Source organism: Gillisia sp. CAL575 (assembly GCF_000403785.1).
Lineage (GTDB): Bacteria > Bacteroidota > Bacteroidia > Flavobacteriales > Flavobacteriaceae > Gillisia.
The window spans coordinates 144,651-162,807 of the sequence record NZ_APHJ01000054.1; the positions used below are offsets into that span (position 1 = coordinate 144,651).

General features: G+C 33.6%; 18 protein-coding genes. 3 read left to right on the forward strand and 15 right to left on the reverse strand.

Annotated features, from left to right (window positions below; genetic code table 11):
* Nucleotides 1-416: 416 nt before the first annotated feature.
* The 4 genes from I130_RS15370 to I130_RS15380 form a co-directional block, all read right to left on the reverse strand.
* Nucleotides 417-1,967 carry an SDR family NAD(P)-dependent oxidoreductase gene (locus tag I130_RS15370; protein ID WP_034925282.1) on the reverse strand — a complete coding sequence of 517 codons (1,551 nt, stop codon included), beginning with the start codon at nucleotides 1,965-1,967 and terminating at the stop codon, nucleotides 417-419.
* A gap of 151 nt (nucleotides 1,968-2,118) precedes the next feature.
* Nucleotides 2,119-4,545 carry a DUF5916 domain-containing protein gene (locus tag I130_RS15375; RefSeq protein WP_034925285.1) on the reverse strand — a complete coding sequence of 809 codons (2,427 nt, stop codon included), beginning with the start codon at nucleotides 4,543-4,545 and terminating at the stop codon, nucleotides 2,119-2,121.
* Between the two features lie 280 nt (nucleotides 4,546-4,825).
* A complete protein-coding gene (locus tag I130_RS16665; protein ID WP_157480600.1) occupies nucleotides 4,826-4,987 on the reverse strand; it encodes a hypothetical protein in 162 nt (53 codons plus the stop codon).
* A gap of 203 nt (nucleotides 4,988-5,190) precedes the next feature.
* Complete coding sequence (locus I130_RS15380; protein ID WP_051119744.1) at nucleotides 5,191-5,868, reverse strand: DUF2461 domain-containing protein; 678 nt, start codon at nucleotides 5,866-5,868, stop codon at nucleotides 5,191-5,193.
* Between the two features lie 426 nt (nucleotides 5,869-6,294).
* Between I130_RS15380 and I130_RS15385 the strand changes: the two genes are divergently transcribed.
* The gene (locus tag I130_RS15385) at nucleotides 6,295-7,038 is read left to right on the forward strand and encodes an SDR family oxidoreductase (RefSeq protein WP_034925287.1); all 744 of its coding nucleotides are present in this window, start codon (nucleotides 6,295-6,297) and stop codon (nucleotides 7,036-7,038) included.
* 88 nt (nucleotides 7,039-7,126) lie between these two features.
* On the opposite strand, the gene I130_RS15390 is transcribed toward I130_RS15385, so the two are convergent.
* Together I130_RS15390 and I130_RS15395 are read right to left on the reverse strand one after the other, a co-directional pair.
* A complete protein-coding gene (locus I130_RS15390) occupies nucleotides 7,127-7,633 on the reverse strand; it encodes a peptide-methionine (S)-S-oxide reductase (RefSeq protein WP_034925290.1) in 507 nt (168 codons plus the stop codon).
* A 55-nt stretch (nucleotides 7,634-7,688) separates the two neighbouring features.
* A complete protein-coding gene (locus I130_RS15395) occupies nucleotides 7,689-8,636 on the reverse strand; it encodes an EamA family transporter (RefSeq protein WP_034925293.1) in 948 nt (315 codons plus the stop codon).
* Between the two features lie 248 nt (nucleotides 8,637-8,884).
* On the opposite strand from I130_RS15395, the gene I130_RS15400 reads away from it, so the two are divergent.
* Nucleotides 8,885-9,097 (forward strand): hypothetical protein, encoded by a 213-nt coding sequence (locus tag I130_RS15400; RefSeq protein WP_034925296.1) that lies wholly within the window; start codon nucleotides 8,885-8,887, stop codon nucleotides 9,095-9,097.
* Between the two features lie 157 nt (nucleotides 9,098-9,254).
* Nucleotides 9,255-10,070 (forward strand): PRC-barrel domain-containing protein, encoded by an 816-nt coding sequence (locus tag I130_RS16335; RefSeq protein WP_051119745.1) that lies wholly within the window; start codon nucleotides 9,255-9,257, stop codon nucleotides 10,068-10,070.
* 154 nt (nucleotides 10,071-10,224) lie between these two features.
* Here the strand turns inward: I130_RS16335 and I130_RS15410 are convergent, their stop codons facing one another.
* The 9 genes from I130_RS15410 to lpxD all read right to left on the reverse strand — a co-directional run bounded on the left by I130_RS15410 (nucleotide 10,225) and on the right by lpxD (nucleotide 18,127).
* A complete protein-coding gene (locus tag I130_RS15410) occupies nucleotides 10,225-10,833 on the reverse strand; it encodes a protein-tyrosine-phosphatase (protein WP_034925298.1) in 609 nt (202 codons plus the stop codon).
* A gap of 47 nt (nucleotides 10,834-10,880) precedes the next feature.
* Nucleotides 10,881-11,354 carry a DUF6428 family protein gene (locus tag I130_RS15415; protein WP_034925301.1) on the reverse strand — a complete coding sequence of 158 codons (474 nt, stop codon included), beginning with the start codon at nucleotides 11,352-11,354 and terminating at the stop codon, nucleotides 10,881-10,883.
* Nucleotides 11,355-11,399: 45 nt separating this feature from the next.
* Nucleotides 11,400-11,732, reverse strand: coding sequence for an ArsR/SmtB family transcription factor (locus I130_RS15420; RefSeq protein WP_034925304.1), 333 nt, complete (start codon nucleotides 11,730-11,732; stop codon nucleotides 11,400-11,402).
* Between the two features lie 616 nt (nucleotides 11,733-12,348).
* Nucleotides 12,349-12,948: a fasciclin domain-containing protein gene (locus tag I130_RS15425; RefSeq protein WP_034925308.1), complete on the reverse strand. Its 600-nt coding sequence runs from the start codon at nucleotides 12,946-12,948 to the stop codon at nucleotides 12,349-12,351.
* Between the two features lie 270 nt (nucleotides 12,949-13,218).
* Nucleotides 13,219-14,067 (reverse strand): DMT family transporter, encoded by an 849-nt coding sequence (locus tag I130_RS15430; protein ID WP_034925311.1) that lies wholly within the window; start codon nucleotides 14,065-14,067, stop codon nucleotides 13,219-13,221.
* A gap of 171 nt (nucleotides 14,068-14,238) precedes the next feature.
* Nucleotides 14,239-14,694 (reverse strand): KTSC domain-containing protein, encoded by a 456-nt coding sequence (locus I130_RS15435; RefSeq protein ID WP_034925313.1) that lies wholly within the window; start codon nucleotides 14,692-14,694, stop codon nucleotides 14,239-14,241.
* Between the two features lie 83 nt (nucleotides 14,695-14,777).
* Nucleotides 14,778-15,488: a pirin family protein gene (locus tag I130_RS15440; protein WP_034925316.1), complete on the reverse strand. Its 711-nt coding sequence runs from the start codon at nucleotides 15,486-15,488 to the stop codon at nucleotides 14,778-14,780.
* 186 nt (nucleotides 15,489-15,674) lie between these two features.
* Complete coding sequence (locus I130_RS15445) at nucleotides 15,675-17,015, reverse strand: DEAD/DEAH box helicase (protein WP_034925318.1); 1,341 nt, start codon at nucleotides 17,013-17,015, stop codon at nucleotides 15,675-15,677.
* Nucleotides 17,016-17,134: 119 nt separating this feature from the next.
* The gene (gene lpxD / locus I130_RS15450; protein WP_034925321.1) at nucleotides 17,135-18,127 is read right to left on the reverse strand and encodes a UDP-3-O-(3-hydroxymyristoyl)glucosamine N-acyltransferase; all 993 of its coding nucleotides are present in this window, start codon (nucleotides 18,125-18,127) and stop codon (nucleotides 17,135-17,137) included.
* Nucleotides 18,128-18,157: the final 30 nt, after the last annotated feature.

An 18,157-nucleotide genomic window follows, 5' to 3' on the forward strand; every position in this document is an offset into this window, starting at 1 on the left:
AAATTCACTTAAGAAATTCATAAAATCTTGTGAGATACTCAATGTGTCATGCTCAACTTGTTTCAGCATCTCAGTAGTAATAGAGAAGATCCTGAAACTAGTTCATGGTGACGAAGTGGTGAGACGTCAAGCTGTCCCGACGCATCGGGAGTTTCAGCATCTTAGTAATAATAAAATAGACACTTAGACAAGCTCAGTGTGACAGAGTGGTGAGGCGTCATGCTAAACTAGTTACCACTCTGACTATTGCCACGAATTCACGAATAATTTTCCTGTTTTTAATAAACCAATAATTCGTGCATTCGTGGCTAAAGATTTTATTTATTGCAAATAAGACTTTCTTAAGATGATATATCTGCCAGGGCTTATTTCAGAGATACTTAATAGGAAGCTTGCTATCAACATTCAGTAAAAAACTACCAGCTAATAGGCCTGTAATCTTTCAGGAATTTACCACACCAATGTTTCCCGGTATTGATGCCATCGAATAAAGGATCCATTACTCTTGCAGCTCCATCTACGATATCTAAAGGTGGCTGAAAATCGTCTCGTTCTTGTTTCAGCTTTGCCAAGGCTGCCGGATCTTCATCTGTAACCCAACCGGTATCTACCGCATTCATAAAGATTCCATCCTTAGCTAAGGTACCCGAAGAGGTGTGTGTAAGCATATTTAAAGCTGCTTTAGCCATATTGGTATGTGGATGACGATCTTCTTTGAAACCTGGATAAAACTTCCCTTCCATCGCCGAAACATTAATAATATGTTTTTTTCCTGTGTTGTCCTTTTTCATTATTTCGGAAAGTCTATTGCATAAAACAAACGGCGCTACTGAATTTACCAATTGTACCTCTATCATCTCTGTAGTTTCAATTTCACCTAATTTTAAGCGCCAGGAATTAGTTTTTCTAAGGTCAACTTGCTGCAAATCGGCATCCAATTCTCCTTCCGGAAATACTTCTTTGGCAACCAGGGTATTGTCGAAACTATAAGGGATCTGGGATAATTTTGCTGAAGCCCGCAATCCAATTCCGGGTTCAGGGCCATGCCAAGTAACCGGCATGTTAGTATTGGATGATGCTCCCGTAGTTAGCACCTTTAATTCTTGCAAACAATCACCATGATCTGCTAATAGATCTCTAGCATATTCTGGCAAGGAAGCAATGGATCGTTCTTCATTTGGCATAAGGTGCTGATAAAAGCCAGAAGGTCGACGCACTGTTTGTGCTGCATTATTAATGAGGATATCCAATCGCTCATATTTGTTCTCGATAAAATTGCAGAAGATCTCTACACTTGGAATATGTCGTAAATCGAGTCCGTGAATTTTTAAGCGGTGTCCCCATTCGGTAAAATCTTCTTCTTTAGAAAATCTCAAGGCAGAATCTACCGGAAAACGAGTAGTCGCGATCACGGTTGCTCCGCCACGCAAAAGCATTAAACTAATATGATATCCTATTTTTAATCGGGAGCCGGTAATTACGGCCACTTGTCCTTTTACATCCGCATTCTGAAAACGCTTGGCATAATTAAAATCGCCACAGCTAGTACACATAGAATCGTAAAAATGATGCATTTTGGTGAATTCTGTACTGCAGACATAGCATTTTCTGGGAGTTTCTAATTCCAGTTCCGTTTTATTTGCCAAATGAGCCATGGGAAGCAATTTGGGAGCTACAAATACCGAAGCTTCCCTAGCATTTCTAATTCCGGTTTCTTTACGTGCAGTTTTATCCTTGGCTTCCTGTTTGCGCTTTGCTGCTTTTTTTCCATCCTTTTTTCGTCTGGAAAATTCATCGCGATCTGGTCTCGAGAACATTCCAGCTACTTTTAAAAGTTCAGTTCTTTGTTCTTTTGGGATATCGAAGATCTGATCGGTATCTTCAACTAATTTCGCCAATACCGCAATACAGTTTTCAATTTGTGTTGAAGTGATCGCATTTATAACTTCTGTTTCATTCTCCTTCATAACCTTTTAGCTAAGCTTAATTCAGCAGAAGATCGAGCAAAATGCTACAGAAACCAGTGCTGAGTTTCTCGAAGCGCAAATGTAGTTTTTAAAAAGCAAACCCACTTTAAACAATTTTCAAGATAACTATCTAGTTCCTTAATAATACACTCTACTTTTTAAATATTCCTGCAATCTGATTATAATCTAAAAAGTATTGAAGTTTCAATGAGAACACATTATTTATAGGTTGTTTAAATAAGGTATCTATACTTTGTGTGTAAGAATCTCGAGCGGCAGTATCAAAGTTAAATAACTGATTACGATACAGCGCAGTCACAAAACTACCCGGTGCAAACTGCCAAGAATAGCTAAGATCGAAATTCCAGGTTGAGAAATTGATATCTGGATTATCTGGAATGCTCGTTGTGGTATATCCTGTAGTATTAGTAACTCGCCCATCTTTTTGCAAGCTGAATAATTGATCCTCATACTTTACAGTTCCCCAGTAATTTCTTAGAGTAAGTGACAAAGTATGATTTGGATTAAAGTTATAACTCGCATTAAAAGTTTGTTCTATTTCTTCTCTATCCCGATCTCCAAAAATCACATCGTCATCTACTTGAGTTACATATCCTCTGTCTCCCAAGTAATGATCTCGGTAGAAAAAATAGGAGATCATGAATTTATCATTAAATCGTATTTGAGGACCAAGGCCAAACCAATAATCAAAATAATCACGTCCGTCTTCAAGTAAGGTTTCAGCTCCTATATTAACACTTAATGAAATCTTTTTATTATTATTAGAATTCCACCATCCATTAAGATTCACTCCATTTTCTCGAATAAAAAAACTTCCTTCTTTTCGAGGTTCAAAATAATCATATTGTTTTCCAGGAAGTAGATTGATATTCCCACCTATGTCATTCAATTTTTTTGTAGTTCCGTTAGCACTTAGTCCCAATCCAAATCCTGTGAAGGTGTTTGGTTCTGCCAGCATAGTATAATTCACATAAAAGTTTGCGAAATAGCGATTCCAGATTCCAGATGGCTCAAAAGTTCTATAATTGATATCTATCCCCAAATTATTATAATTGTTCCTGAACTGCAGACCTAGATCATTTGGGTCAAATTTAGTATCGGCATAATTGTGATCTATACTATATCTAAAATTTCCATGTGCTTTACGAGCGGCTACAAAGGAGCTAAATCCTGTTAATGTTCCAGTTTCCAGATTAATATTACTCATCTTAATATCCCCACGAATTTGGTATGTGTTTCTTTTGTTGGTAATATCTGAGGTAATCGCCGTGACATTGGCATCTCTAAAAGATCCTTTTCTGGTAACATTTGTATTGATAATCCCGATGGAGGAGTTACCGTTAAATTGCTGGTCCACTACTATAATATTATAATTGGTAAATGGCTCTACGACTTCTTTCCTTCTATCTCCAGTATCTATATTCTCTATAGTAGCTTCTGATTTTTCTGTAAATGAATTAAAAAATCCCAATCCAAGTCCACCCTTAGTTCTTCCTGAAACTTTTATAGCATTTAGCACTTTCACAGATTCTGGAAAATCTACTACCTCTTCGTTCGCTGAAGTTACAGGATCTGTAATAGGTGCGCTACCTACTCGTCTAGAAAAGAACAAATCTCCTTTAGAGAAAAGATCTACTCCTTCAGTAAAAAATTGTCTTTGTTCAGAAAAAGTTTGTTCGAATGGTCCAAGATTCAAGGTGATATTATCGAATCCTGCTTGCGAGAAATCTGGAATAAGTGTAGCATCTAATGTGAAGTTTTCTGTAATACCATATTTTACATCTAAACCTGCATTGAAATTAGATTCATAAACGCCATCAAAATCATTTTGAACAGTGGAAACAAAAGGATATAAGGAAAGTCTTGTTGGAGGATCTAAATCACTCAAGCCCTTTAATTCTCCATGGTACAATCCAAAATTCCCTTTAGAGACATCTATAGGGTTCCAAGTATATTGTGACTCATCTCTTCTAAAACGCCTATGAAATTGAATTCCCCAGGTTTCTATATTGTTATTATCAAATCTAAGGCAGCGATATGGAATTTTCATCTCTACGATCCAACCGTCTGCCACGATTTGTACAGCACTACTCCATACGCTGTTCCATCCAAAATCTTCCCCGACACTGGGGCTAGATATTGCATCTGCTTGAGTTCCCGAAGCTAAAACGAAAAATTCGGTATCATTTTGAGCATCATTATTTGGGTTTACAATAAATCCGAAGAAATCTGCATTTCCAAAATTATCCCGACTAGAAAGTTGTTTGGCGATTTTTGTAGGATCATCGTATAAATGAGCCGAGACGTACAAGGCAGAGTTATCATAAGCTAACTTAACTACAGTTTTATTAACTTCAGTCTCCTTCACGTTAATATTGGGACGAAACTGGATAAAGTCCCCTGCTTCTTGAGCATTGGCCCATATAGCATCATCTAAAACTCCATCTATTTTTGGAGCTACTTCTGCTCTTTCAATTTTGAGTTGTTTTTTAGAAGTTTGTGCGGTTGCACAAATGCATAACGAAAACATGATAAAGCTAAGGTGGAATAATTTCATTTGATGGTATTTGATTGATGTACCTAAAAGACCACCTATATCACTAAATGTTACAAGAAATTAAAAAAAAGAATCAAATTTTTTCTAATATCCTTGGAAATCAATCTATAATAGTTGAAAAAATTATGGAATGTATATTATAAAAGAAGTGAAGAATCAATCCTCATTGTTGAATAATTAAAATTTGTGTCAGCATTAAATGCTCTATAATCTAAATTTGGTTATCGAGGTAATGAAAAAAACTTACAAGTCCTCTTTCTTCACTTCTCTTTTTTGTTTATTAGGCATTAACCCAGAAACCTTTTTCGGGATTAAACTGTGTTTTCTTGCCCTTTTTATCGTTGACCATCTCATGCTCTCTAGTCACCAAATTTTTCCTTACCAAAATAAAAGTGACTACAGCGACAACAATTCCAATAACTATATAAATGGCAATATCCATGAGTGTTATTTTAAGATTGATTATTATTTCAATACTCAGATAGAATATTGACTTATTTATTTAAATCAGCCAAGAGCTACCTGCCTAACAGAACAGTATAAATTTAATCTTTAAGCTTAAAGAAGCCATTGTATTAAGAGTTTTTTAAATTTATATATCTAGAATTTGTTTCTTTATCTAGTCTAACTCACTTAGAAAAGAGTTTACGAACCATCATCAGTAATAACTTCGGTAAAAAAATTATTAAGAGGCTGCATAGTTTTCCAATAGTCCATTACTACCGAATCTAAATTATTAATGGTAATCATTTCTGGTGGTAAGGTAGTACCATAATAAAACTGTTTATTGGCAATAAGTGGTTCAACTTTATACGCTTCCTGAAACTCTTTTGGAATCCGCTTATTAACCGCTCCCTTCACTGTACCCAATTTCTCTTTGAAATCTTCATTCTCTATCAAAGCTCGAAATGCCTTTGGATCTGCACTTATTTTAGATCTTATTTTACGAAGCTGTACTATAGATGGTTTATAACAGCGGCCCATAATAGTAATATTCTCTGGTGATAATCTTAAATATACGCCAGGTAGACTTTTATCTTTTCTTCCATTTTTAGTTATTGCTGCAGAAGAAAATAATTTATAAGAAGATTTGTCTTTAGAGAACCTAACATCTCTATGTAGCCTAAAAATACACTCTTTTGTAGTAGTTCTATAGTTAGGATCCAATTGGCTGATTTCTGATATTATTTTGCCTATGAAAGATACAAATGGTTCTTTTACACTATTCTCATAGCGTGACTTGTTAGCATGGAACCATTCCGTGTTATTATTTATCGCCAGCTCCTTAAAAAACTGCGAAAAGTCTTCAGTAAAATACTTCATATTATAAATTAAGATTTTTGAGAAAATCGTTTCTTAGCTGATTAGTAATAAATCGATTGAGGATTATTAAATTAATCACTACGTGTCAATTCAAAAAAGTGCAACCTATCTATCTGAATAGCTCATCGATAATAGACCAATGGAACCAACCTCCGATTCATTTCTCTCGCTCCTTTTGAAAGTGTCAATTATAAATTCCCCATTTTCAAAGCTAGCTGAAAATTCATCTAATAATTTGTGTAAACTTAATTAGATAAAACATTAAGTAAAAACTGCTGATGATTTTAAGTTGAATTTAAGAGTATAAATTGACGTAGATCAATCAAACGGGTTAAACTAATCCTAATCTCTAATACCACTACTTTAAAGCCTTTAATAAGCCATAAATTTGCATAGAATTAAAAATTAAATTAAAAACATACAGATATGGAAAATAATATAAAAGGAAAAGTTGTTGTAATTACTGGAGCAAGTAGTGGTTTGGGAGAGACAACAGCAAGACATTTAGCAAGCAAAGGAGCCTCTGTAGTTTTAGGAGCTCGTAGAATAGAGAATTTAGAAAAAATCGCAAAAGAAATCCGAGAGAATGGCGGTAAAGTTGAAGTTCTAAAAACCGATGTTACAAAACCTGAGGATGTAAAAGCTTTAGTTGACAAAGCTGTTTCTGCTTTTGGTAAAATAGATGTATTAATTAATAATGCTGGATTAATGGCAATTGCTCCTCTTTCTGAAACTAAAGTTGAAGAATGGGATAAAATGATTGACATTAATATTAAAGGAGTGCTTTACGGAATTGCGGCCGTATTACCTATATTCCAAAATCAATCTTCTGGACATATAATAAATTTATCTTCTGTTGCAGGAATTAAAGTTTTTAGCCCAGGTGGAACTGTTTATAGCGGAACAAAATATGCTGTTAGAGCAATAACCGAAGGACTAAGACATGAAGTAGGTGGAGCTATTAGAACTACTTCTATAGAACCGGGAGCTATTGATTCTGAATTAAAACATGGAAGTTCTCATGAAGAAAGTTCTGAACATGTTAAAGAATTTTACAAACAAGCTATTCCTTCTGATTCTATTGCTCGTGCAATTGCATATGCAATTGAGCAACCAGATGATGTAGATGTAAATGAAATTGTAATTAGACCTACTGTACAAGAATTCTAGATAGCAATTATATTAAAAGTAAAAGGGTTTAAGGAACTTAGTTCTTTAAACCCTTTTACTTTTAATATAGGATAGATCTTTCGGATCTTTAATTTTTACAAGTGGATTTAATGTTTTCAGAAAATTGCTCCAGTAAGACATTTAGTTTTGGAGCTATAAATGTTTTACAAAAAGGTTTTTGAGGATCTTTGAGGTAGTAGTTATGAAGTTCTTCTCTAGAGGCTTTAAATTCTCTAAAGGAAAAAATTTGTGTTATTAACTGATTATTAAATTCTGGCTGAAAATTCTCTAAGATCTTCTTAGCTTCTGCTTTTTGAATTTCGGAATAGGTGTACACTGCAGATCTATATTTTTCCCGCATGCTATGCATGGATTTACTTTGATGGGTATAAAGATGAATTTCTATAAGTCGTTTTAGAGGTATGACATCTGAATTAAAGTGAACTATTACAGCTTCAGAAAAACTTGAATTATCAGCATGAGATGCGACATAGCCCTGCTCTACTTTTTTCACCCCTAGTAAGGATTGAAATACTGCTTCAGTACACCAATGGCATCCGCCACCTAATGCAATTTTTTTAAAGTTATTTAACATATAAAATAAGCTAATAGATTCAAGAAAAATAAACAAATTTATTAGAATGCTTATCTTATTCAATCTCAACTTTCTTCGGCCTTAACCTCCCTTTGAATCTGGATAAAAGAATTAATTTCTTCTTAGTATTTATAAAATAGACTCCGGTTAAAAGAACAATGGCAGCGATTGATGATTGCATGGTAATTTGTTCATTCAAAAAATACCAGCCTAAACTCATCGCAATGATTGGGTTCACATAAGTAGAGGTTGCAACTTTCTCTGGAGATACTGCTTTTAATAAATAGTTGAAAGAGGTAAAAGCAACAATACTTCCAAATAATATTAAAAGGATCATAGAAATCTGTACTTCTCCGCTCCAGGTTGTAGGAAGAGACCAAGATTCTCCAAAAGCGAAGCTTCCAAGCATCAGCATAATACCACCAGAAATCATTTGATAGCCGGTATTCACAAAATAATTAGCTGGCAGATCGGCCTTACTAACAAAAATGCTTCCATAGGCCCAGCTTACCAAACAAATAAAGATCATTCCCATTCCAATAATAGAATCCGAATCACTTATTATTTGCTTCTGACTTACTAAAAGATACATTCCTATAATGCCTAGGCCTACCCCAATTAGAGACATAGTCTTTATTTTTTTACCATCTATTACACGTAAGAGGAACAACACTATTAGAGGTTGAGCGGAAATCTCCAATGCTGCAAATCCGCTGTCTACAAATCTTAGAGCCCATACCACGATCCCATTTCCAAAAGTAAGGAATAGAAAGCCTGCAATAATAGTATTTTTAAGCTGCGTTTTGGTAATGGAAATTTTTATTCCTAAGAACTTACAAAGTATAAAAATTAAAACACCAGCAGTTATAAACCGTATAGCTGCGAGCATAAATGGAGCTAACTCACTCACGGCAATTTTATTTAAAAGATATGTAGAGCCCCAGATTACATAAATGGAGAAAAATGCGAGTACAATTAGTAATTTATTTGGAGTTTTCTCCATGGATTTCCTTTTTTAAATAAAGTTCAAAATTAAGCAATAACTGCATCTCGGCATTTAAATTAATCTTTGATTTTAGAGCGATTATTTAGTTATACTCATTATTCATTAATCAGTTTTATTTTCAATGATTTATCACCAACTGTTCTTAAGCTGTTAAGGCTTAATTAACAATACTTTATATGAACTTTATTAAAATTAAAAATTTATCTCTTTAATTTTATTAATCTAATAATCAATCAGAATATATTATGGCTGAAATAAAGATCACCAAAAAATCACCTGTATGGCCTTGGATTCTTCTTGTGTTAATTATAATTGGAGGACTATTTTTCTTATTCTTTTATGGAAATACAGATGAAGATGAATTTACAGACGATAATGAAACAGAGTTTGAAGAAGTAACTTCTACTAATCTTCAGTATAATAACTTAGTTTCTTTAGAAATTTCCGAAGAGGCTTAGATATTATTTAGAGTATTAACTCTAATATATGGGCAATTATTAAAGCTATTCTAGTTTTTATTCAAATCTAAATTGAATAGTTATATAGTATCATCATTAGATTAAAATTTCCTACTGACAACTTAAAAAGTATTCATTACTATAAAAAATTTATATTATGAAAGAACATAAAAAACATTTGTATTACCTCAATGAATTATCAGATTATAAAGTAGACAGTCATTACGCAGATGTCCGCGGATGGCCAGTGAAAGACAATGATAACAGAGTTATTGGAAAGGTTGACAACCTTTTGGTAAATAAAAACTCAATGAAGGTTGTCTATCTGGATGTAGAAGTAGATAACACAATTATAGATGCAAATTACGATCCATACAGTAAATCTCCAAATTCAGATGTTCGTGAGTTTGTGAATAAGGAAGGAGAAAATCACATAATTGTGCCAATTGGAATGGTACACATTCATGAAGACAAAAAATATGTACATACCCAAAGTATAGATCATCAAACTTTTGCAGAAACAAAACGCTTTAGAACAGGAGATAATGTAGATAGGGATTATGAAGTAGCCGTTATGGATAGTTATAATCGGGACAGAGATAGACATGGAGTTCAGCATACCAGCGAGGATACCCATAACCACAAAGAATCTCCATATCGTGCAGATAGGGAAGCAGATCCTGTTCAAAAAGACATGAACACAGATGCAGAATGGAGTGAGGAACGCCGCAAATTAGAATTGGAGCGTCATAAACTAAAAGAGGAAAGATTAAAATTAGAAGAGGAACGTCGAAAACTCGAAACTGAAAGAAATAAAAGAGAAAATCTTGATCATAACAGGGACAACAGTAATGATGCTTCTATTTTTGATACCGATGGTGCTAGAAGATACTCATCTGATAATGACTACCCATCTGATGACAGCTTTTATGACCGGGGAGAATTTGATGGAGTAAATTATAGAAACAGTTAAAATTTAATGATTTAGAGATAGTTAACTTATTGAAATATTTATGAATAGGTTTCAATTTATTTCGAATTAAATAATTTATGATATAATCCAAAAAGGGAAATAACTACCAATTAATATTGATAGTCATTTCCCTTTTTATGCTACTTGAGCAAACTTATATTTCAGAAAAAACATACTTCATTTCAGTTGCAATTTGCAAACTTCTTTGCATATAAATCCTTTGCTTTTCCAAAGTCCCATCTGAAGATTTTGGGTCTTCATAGGTGATTGGAATCCGTGTTTCTGCTCCCTCAATAAATGGACAATTCTCATCGGCATCAGAGCATGTGAGAATAGCAGCAAAATTAGATATCGGATTTATTTCAGAATCAAAAGTCTTTGAGAATCCCGTAATTGGTGGCGCATTATCTGAATACTTAATACTGTATATTGGATTTGTATCGTTAGAAGTTGCTTTTACAATAAAACCAGATCGCTTTAAGGTTTCAACAACCATAGGATAAAGCGCAGTAGCCTCTGTCCCACCCGAATAACAAAATACATTATCTACGTTAAAAAATTTCGCAATTGCCTGCGCCCAAACTTGAGAAAAATGACTTCTTCTAGAATTATGAGTACAAATGAAATTTAAACTAATCTCACTTTCTTTATTTTCCTTGGATCGTATATAATTTATCAAAGGTTTTAATACTTGCTTACGATCCTGAGTGATAGATGTAGTATCCAAGGAATTAATAACAGATTCAATTTTGGGTAGTATCATTTTATTATTTAAATAAGTAGTAAGGCATGTAAATATCTAGTGACAGGCTAACAACAACCAGATCCTGGGGCACATGAATTTCCTTCTTCTTTATTTATAAAAGATAAATTTACCTTAGTTTTTTCAGCAGGAATTCCGCATTTATCCTTAGCAAGGCAGTCGGTTAATTTATTGGTTAGTAGAAAGCTTTCACCTTTAAAATCCAAACCGTATTTTCCAATTGTCTCACCTTGGTACTCCACTTCAATCTCCAGATCTTCCATCTCAAGTATTTTTTCTGAAAGCTCAATAATACTCACTAATTTTTCTGGATTTAGTCTGTGATCGTAATCATCTGCCTCCCAAAGCTGAAAATTAGCCACCTCTTCTTTTCTTAAAGTTCCGCCGCAGTCAATAAAGTGTTTAGAAACTTTTCCAACTTCTGTAACATGAAAATGACGAGGTACTAATGAGCCATCTGGTAGTTCAAAGGCTATAGTTTCTAAACTGTTAAGTAATTTTTTTATTTCTGATAGTTTCATTATTCTAATATTTTAAATTCTTAATTCATCAAGCAGTTGACTTTACTATTTACAGGTATTATTACTATTTGGTTGTAGCTCCAAAAAATCTCTAAATAATTGTAGAGACTCATTCCATTTATCTTCATTAATGCAATAACATACACTTGTTCCTTCTACATTTCCTTTTATAAGTCCTAAGTTTTTAAGCTCTTTTAAATGTTGAGAAATCGTAGGTTGTGCTAGGCCAATTTCCTGAACAAGATCTCCACAAATACATTTTTGGATTTTAAATAGATGTTGTAAAATAGCAACTCTAGCAGGATGTCCAAAAGCCTTAGCAATTAAGGCGACCTTGTTTTGTTGTTCTGTAAAGATTTCTGTTTTAGTAATTCCCATATAACTTTATAAGTATATAGCAATATTACGATTAATATATTTAAATGTTCCTCATTATAACAAAAAATTAAATGCCTCCTATTCTCGGGATGACAATCAATAATCTAAGTAGTTATTCTGAAAGGAGTATAACGTACTGAAGAATCTCCATTCCAAAACAGATTTCTCGACTTCGCTCGAAATGACATTAGCTCATGATTTTTTTTATCTAAATCGATTTGGAAGCTCACTACTTAGGTCAATCTGAACTTGTTTCAGATTCTAATTTTATTACTAGTTCAGATAATTATAACCCAAAATATTCGATAATATCGAGACTCCCGAAAAATCGCCGAGATCCCTCCTATTACGGGATAACAACGTAGTCATTCTGAAAAGAGTAAACGTACTGAAGAATCTTCATGCCAAAACAGATTTCTCGACTTCGCTCGAAATGGCATTACTACATTATAATGATCGGATATTTATTTTATTAATCTGTGACTATAAAATTACCTCCGCCTTATATAAAACAATGCTAAATCTTTATATATCGAAATTGAAACTTATTAAAATGTACTTAAAATTAAAATAGCGACTCTAAATGAGTCGCTATTAATTTATTTAAAAAATATAATTAGGCTTTAGGTAACATTACTGAATTTACTACGTGTATCACTCCGTTAGATTGATTAACATCTGCAATAGTTACCATAGAAGTTCCTCCATTAGCATCTGTAATAATTACATTACTTCCTTTCATCATTGCAGTTAACATTCCACCATTAACGGTAGTAAATGTTGCTTTCCCATTTCCTTTTTTTATAGCATTTACAATATCCTTAGAAGAATATTTGCCAGCTACTACATGGTAAGTAAGTACATTTTGCAATTTCATTTTATTTTCAGGCTCTAAAAGAGTTGCTACCGTTCCTGCTGGTAATTTATCGAAAGCTGCATTTGTTGGAGCGAATACAGTAAAAGGACCATCACCTTGTAAAGTGCTTACTAGGTCTGCAGCTTTTACAGCAGCAACCAATGTGGTATGATCTTTAGAATTCACAGCATTTTCTACGATATTTTTAGTTGGATACATTGCTGCACCCCCAACCATCACTGTCATATCTTTAGACATATTCATATCATCTTTCATAACTTTATCTTTAGAAGACGAACATGCTCCTAATGATAGGATAGAAACGAATAAAAAGGCTTTAAAAATGTTTGTAGTTTTCATAATTGTTGATTTGTTATTGTTATATGTGTCTAGATAAACGCATATAAGATTGAGGCGGTTTTAAATAGGTGTCTATTTAGCCTTTCTTTAACAATCATGAAAATTGTAATAGTCATTTATAACTGACTATCAATTTTTTATGTGATTTTATTATAGTTTGGCTTTCTCGAATTTTTTGAATATTTAAAAACGAAAGCAACTTGTAATAAATACCAACCACCTAAATTTTCTTTTAAGGTGATTTTAGGGTATAGGATGTTATATAAAATTTTATTTCTTTTTATTTAATCTAGAAATTAAATAACTACTAGTTACAATAAAGGCTCCTCCTAAAAGAATGTTCCAGGTAATTGCTTCATCCAGAACAAAATATCCTAACAGAATAGCACTAACCACTTCTAAATACATCAAAGTCGTTGCAGTAGCAGCAGTTAATTCTTTGAGTCCGTAGAAGAAAAGTTTAAAAACCACGATTCCTATCAGAAATCCGTAGAAAACACCTATACCTAAATCTGGCAAAGTAGCTGAAGGAATGGCAGATAGAAAAGGTATAAAAACGATTGCTCCTACTATATTCTGATAAAAGACCATTTGGTTCTGGCTATATCTAGAATTTTCTGCCTTAAAAAGTACAACCGTTATAGCGTATCCTATGGAAGCTCCAACGGCTGCAAGCATTCCTATAAAATCGTTTGATTGAAAACTAAATGGCTTACCAATATAAGTGATCACAATTCCCGTGAATGCTAGTAAAAGTAGTAAGGTTTGTTTACGCTCTATTTTTTGTTTGAAAGCAATAACTTCTATTATGGTAACGAAAATGGGATATGTATAAAAAAGCACCACTGTATTTCCTATGGATGTATAGATATAAGCAAGTAAATAGAGATACATTCTCGCAGCATTTATCAAGGAGGCAAGTAACATCTTCTTATTATTTCCTCTAAAATGTAGCTCTCCATCTTTCCACAGAAAAGGGATTAATATCAAGACTGGAATTCCAGTTCTAAACCACGCAATAGTTCCAGTGCTCAAACTTGTCATAGATTTTATGAGCAAGCCATTTGCACCTGCAAGAATAGCACATATTATAATTGCATAGATCGCCTTTCTATTCATGCTGAAAATTTAATTAGAGTAATTAGGAATGCTAAGTTTCTAAACTAGTAATTAGGTTGTTGTATAAATTGATTTAATAGAAAAATTCCAAAAACAGCAAGTGCTTCTGGAATTTATAATATTGTCTTATTTTAAGAACCTTAGGGCATTAAACCTTATGAGCTATAAAACTTATGCTGGCTGTAGCTCTTGATCTTTTTTAGACTTTCTGTAAAGGAAAGAATTAAAAATGTTTCTTTTTGCAAATCTAAACTGTCTGTCAGAGTTTACAAGCTTAACAAATAATGGTTTGTTTACTCCAAAATATTCGTAAGTAGTTCCATCGGTAAAAGATATTTCTAATAGATTACCTTTATGTTGGAAATCGGCAATTCCAGCTTCAGAGGTTGTTTTATTATATTCTTCAAGATTAGCTGCTTTAGTCTCTGGAGCTATACTCACTAAAAAGTGGTAACCATCGATTATCTGCTTGCTTTTCATTTCAGCTTCTGCGTGCTTTTCATCACTCTCCTGAAATTTATCTGGATGCCATTCTTTTACCAGATTTCTGTAAGAAGTCTTTAATTGTTTAAGATCGTAACCTTTTTCAACATTAAATAATTTCTTGTATTCGTTAACACGCTTCATAAATGCCTCATTTTAAATAAGGCGCGAAATTACAGCTTTTTATCTAATTATAAGAAACTATTTTTAAATCCTGTAAAATCAACTTATTCCATAGGAAGTTCCATTAAAAGTACTTTCGCATTTGTATCTGTAGTCACGGTTAAACTCTCTATTCCCCAAATTCCAAATCCATCTCTTTTTTCGAGTTTATGGTTGTCAATTTTCACAGAACCCTCGAGAACAAATATATAGACTCCATTATTTTTTTCGTGAAGTGAATATTCCATAGATACACCCCTCTCGAATTCTCCTATTGAAAACCATGTATTCTGATTGATCCATACTCCATCATCATCTGGATTTGGTGAAAGTACTTGATAGAATTCATTCTTTTTCTGAAGATCTCTTATCGAAATTTGGTCATAACGAGGAGCAAGATCTTTACTGCTTGGAAAAATCCAAATCTGTAAGAACTCAACCTGCTCATCTTTATTTCTGTTGTATTCAGAATGCGCAATACCGGTTCCAGCGCTTAAGATCTGAATATCGCCCTCGCGGATCACGCTTAAATTCCCCAAGCTGTCTTTATGTTCTAAATCACCTTTTAGCGGAATAGAAATAATCTCCATATTCTCATGTGGATGAGTTCCGAAACCCTTTCCTCCACTTACTACATCATCATTTAAGACTCTCAACACCCCAAAATTCATTCTCTCAGGATTATGATAATTAGCAAAACTGAAACTATGATGGCTATCTAACCAGCCGTGATTTGCATGTCCCCTTGTATCTGCTTTATGAATTACGTATTTCATAGCCCTGTATTTACTTGTGAAAATTTAAATTTGGTTTGCCTATTTATAATTAATGATCTCAGAAAAAACAAGAAAAATGGATTCTAGCTTGTAACAATATTCGATTTAAGTTCATTCCTTCTTATATATAGAACCACATATCTTAAGTTTTAAAATTCATTTTTCAGAACTAAAATCATAGATTATCTACCTGTGCTTCTTCTTATTCGACTCTTCTATAGGAGCGCTATCATTTTTATTTTGAATCATATAAGAGGCAAGCATTTTCTCTATTAATTCATCTTTAGTTAAGTGATGAAAAATGGTTTTTATATTCTCTTTTAATTCTGAAGAAAGATTGTGATTGGGCTTGGTTTTAAAGATCTGCTTCGCCCATAATAGAGTGTTATTATCTTCAACACTTTGTGCATCAGGTTTAGAATATTCTTTGAATACAATTCCTAACTCATCCTGAAATTCAGCAATATCTGGAATTTCCTCATTTTGGATCACAGTTAAAGAAAGGCCTTTCGCTCCTGCCCTAGCGGTTCTTCCACTTCTATGCACATAAACTTCATAAACATCTGGTAAATGATAATTTACTACATAAGAGATTTCTTTAACATCTATTCCCCGAGCAGCAAGATCTGTAGCAACAAGAATATTAATGTGCCCTTCTCTAAATTGCTTCATAATGCGATCCCGAATTGGCTGGGATAAACTACCATGTAAAGCTCCCGAAGAAAATTTATTAATTGCCAAATTCTTAGCTAATTTATTAACTGCAGCTTTGGTCTTACAAAATATAATTCCGCGTTCTCCTTCTTTAGAGGATAAGAAATGCATTAAAACCTCCAATTTCTCGATAGGTTCTACTACCACAAATTGGTGATCTATTTCTTGATTTCCAATAGTCTCCATATTAGCGCTTATTTGGATTACATGTTTAGACATATAATTCTGAATAAGTTGCTTAATTGTTCCAGGAAGAGTTGCAGAGAATAATAAGGTTCTTCTTTTCTTAGGAAGTTCTGCCACGATCTCATCTAGGCCATCTTTTAATGAAGTCACCATTTCATCGGCTTCATCTAATATCAAATAGTTTACTTTAGAAAGATCTATAGCCTCGCGTTTAATAAGATCTATAAGCCTCCCAGGAGTTGCAATTACAATATGCGTAGGCTTAGTTAATCTTTCAATTTGTGGTTTTATAGGAATTCCTCCACAGGTAGCAGTAACCGAAATATCCGGTAAGTTCGTAGCATAACTTTCTATATTACTCAAGATCTGGTGACCTAATTCTCTTGTTGGAACTAGAATTACCGCTTGAATATGAGAGTCTTCGGCATTTATAAGCTGAAGTAGTGGTAAGCCGAATGCCGCAGTTTTACCAGTTCCAGTTTTTGCCAGACCAACAAAGTCCTCAGTTTTTGTTAGCAGAATAGGAATGGTTTTCTCTTGTATCTCTGTGGGAACGGAGATATTTAGCTGATCTAAACTTTTAATGATTTCTGCTGATATTCCTAAACTGGAAAACTGATTTGACATAAAAATTATTTTTGACAAAGGTAAGCACTCTTTTCACTTTTAAGCATTGAAAAAACCTCCATTATTTTCAACGAAAATTTAGCTGAAGGTTATTTCTTTAAAATGATGTTTTAAGATTCTTAGTGTTTGGCAAGGTTTCTAAGAGCAATCCATTGCTTAAGCATATCCTTAGAATCACATGCTGGATAACCCAAAACAGTTTTTCCTGCAGCAACATCGCTCATTACTCCAGATCCTCCGCCTACAACAGCACCAGAATGTACTGTTATATGATCTTTTATAGATGCACTACCTCCAATAATCACTCCATCTCCTAAAGTTACAGAACCTGCAAGACCACTTCCTCCAGCCATAATACATGAACGACCCATAACTGAGTTATGCCCAATTTGAACCAAATTATCAATTTTACAACCATCTCCAATGATCGTAGAACTGAATTTTCCACGATCTACACAAGAGTTCGCTCCAATTTCTACTTGATGTCCAATAACAACATTTCCAATTTGTGGAATTTTCACCAATCCGCGGCCATCATCACTTGGTCTATAACCAAAACCATCAGATCCTATACTCACGTTACTGTGAAAAATACAATAGCTTCCAATTTCAGTTCTTTCTCTGATTACCGTTCCAGACCAGATGGTTGTGTTGTTTCCAATAGTTGTTTCATCTAGAATAGTCACATTGGGATATAAGAAAACATGATCGCCCAAGACAACATTTTTCCCGACATAACATCCTGCTCCTACTACACAATTTGCTCCTAAAGTTGCAGTTGGATGAATAGTTGCAGTAACATGGATACCAGATTCTAATTGCGGCTGCCCCGGGTTAAAAGCTTCTAATATTTTAACCATTGCCAGATCTGCATTTTTAACCCGTATTAAAGCTTTTCCAGTTTCAGGTTCAAGTTCTATATTATCGTTAATTATAGCAGCCATTGCCTTAGAAGCATTCCAAGCCTTTATATATTTTCTATTTCCAATAAATGAAATATGACTGTTTTGTGCTCTTTCTAATTGTTCTGGCCCTGAAATAAGCAAAGTAGAATCTCCTATTAATTCTCCATTAACTAATTCGCTTAATTCGGTGATTTTTATTGTTTTCATTTTAAGGTAATTATGTGTGTAAGTATTGAT

Coding starts and splice junctions, on each gene's coding strand:
- I130_RS15370 (WP_034925282.1), bottom strand. CDS start 1,967: ATGAAGGAGAATGAAACAGAAGTTATAAATGCGATCACTTCAACACAA.
- I130_RS15375 (WP_034925285.1), bottom strand. CDS start 4,545: ATGAAATTATTCCACCTTAGCTTTATCATGTTTTCGTTATGCATTTGT.
- I130_RS16665 (WP_157480600.1), bottom strand. CDS start 4,987: ATGGATATTGCCATTTATATAGTTATTGGAATTGTTGTCGCTGTAGTC.
- I130_RS15380 (WP_051119744.1), bottom strand. CDS start 5,868: ATGAAGTATTTTACTGAAGACTTTTCGCAGTTTTTTAAGGAGCTGGCG.
- I130_RS15385 (WP_034925287.1), top strand. CDS start 6,295: ATGGAAAATAATATAAAAGGAAAAGTTGTTGTAATTACTGGAGCAAGT.
- I130_RS15390 (WP_034925290.1), bottom strand. CDS start 7,633: ATGTTAAATAACTTTAAAAAAATTGCATTAGGTGGCGGATGCCATTGG.
- I130_RS15395 (WP_034925293.1), bottom strand. CDS start 8,636: ATGGAGAAAACTCCAAATAAATTACTAATTGTACTCGCATTTTTCTCC.
- I130_RS15400 (WP_034925296.1), top strand. CDS start 8,885: ATGGCTGAAATAAAGATCACCAAAAAATCACCTGTATGGCCTTGGATT.
- I130_RS16335 (WP_051119745.1), top strand. CDS start 9,255: ATGAAAGAACATAAAAAACATTTGTATTACCTCAATGAATTATCAGAT.
- I130_RS15410 (WP_034925298.1), bottom strand. CDS start 10,833: ATGATACTACCCAAAATTGAATCTGTTATTAATTCCTTGGATACTACA.
- I130_RS15415 (WP_034925301.1), bottom strand. CDS start 11,354: ATGAAACTATCAGAAATAAAAAAATTACTTAACAGTTTAGAAACTATA.
- I130_RS15420 (WP_034925304.1), bottom strand. CDS start 11,732: ATGGGAATTACTAAAACAGAAATCTTTACAGAACAACAAAACAAGGTC.
- I130_RS15425 (WP_034925308.1), bottom strand. CDS start 12,948: ATGAAAACTACAAACATTTTTAAAGCCTTTTTATTCGTTTCTATCCTA.
- I130_RS15430 (WP_034925311.1), bottom strand. CDS start 14,067: ATGAATAGAAAGGCGATCTATGCAATTATAATATGTGCTATTCTTGCA.
- I130_RS15435 (WP_034925313.1), bottom strand. CDS start 14,694: ATGAAGCGTGTTAACGAATACAAGAAATTATTTAATGTTGAAAAAGGT.
- I130_RS15440 (WP_034925316.1), bottom strand. CDS start 15,488: ATGAAATACGTAATTCATAAAGCAGATACAAGGGGACATGCAAATCAC.
- I130_RS15445 (WP_034925318.1), bottom strand. CDS start 17,015: ATGTCAAATCAGTTTTCCAGTTTAGGAATATCAGCAGAAATCATTAAA.
- lpxD (WP_034925321.1), bottom strand. CDS start 18,127: ATGAAAACAATAAAAATCACCGAATTAAGCGAATTAGTTAATGGAGAA.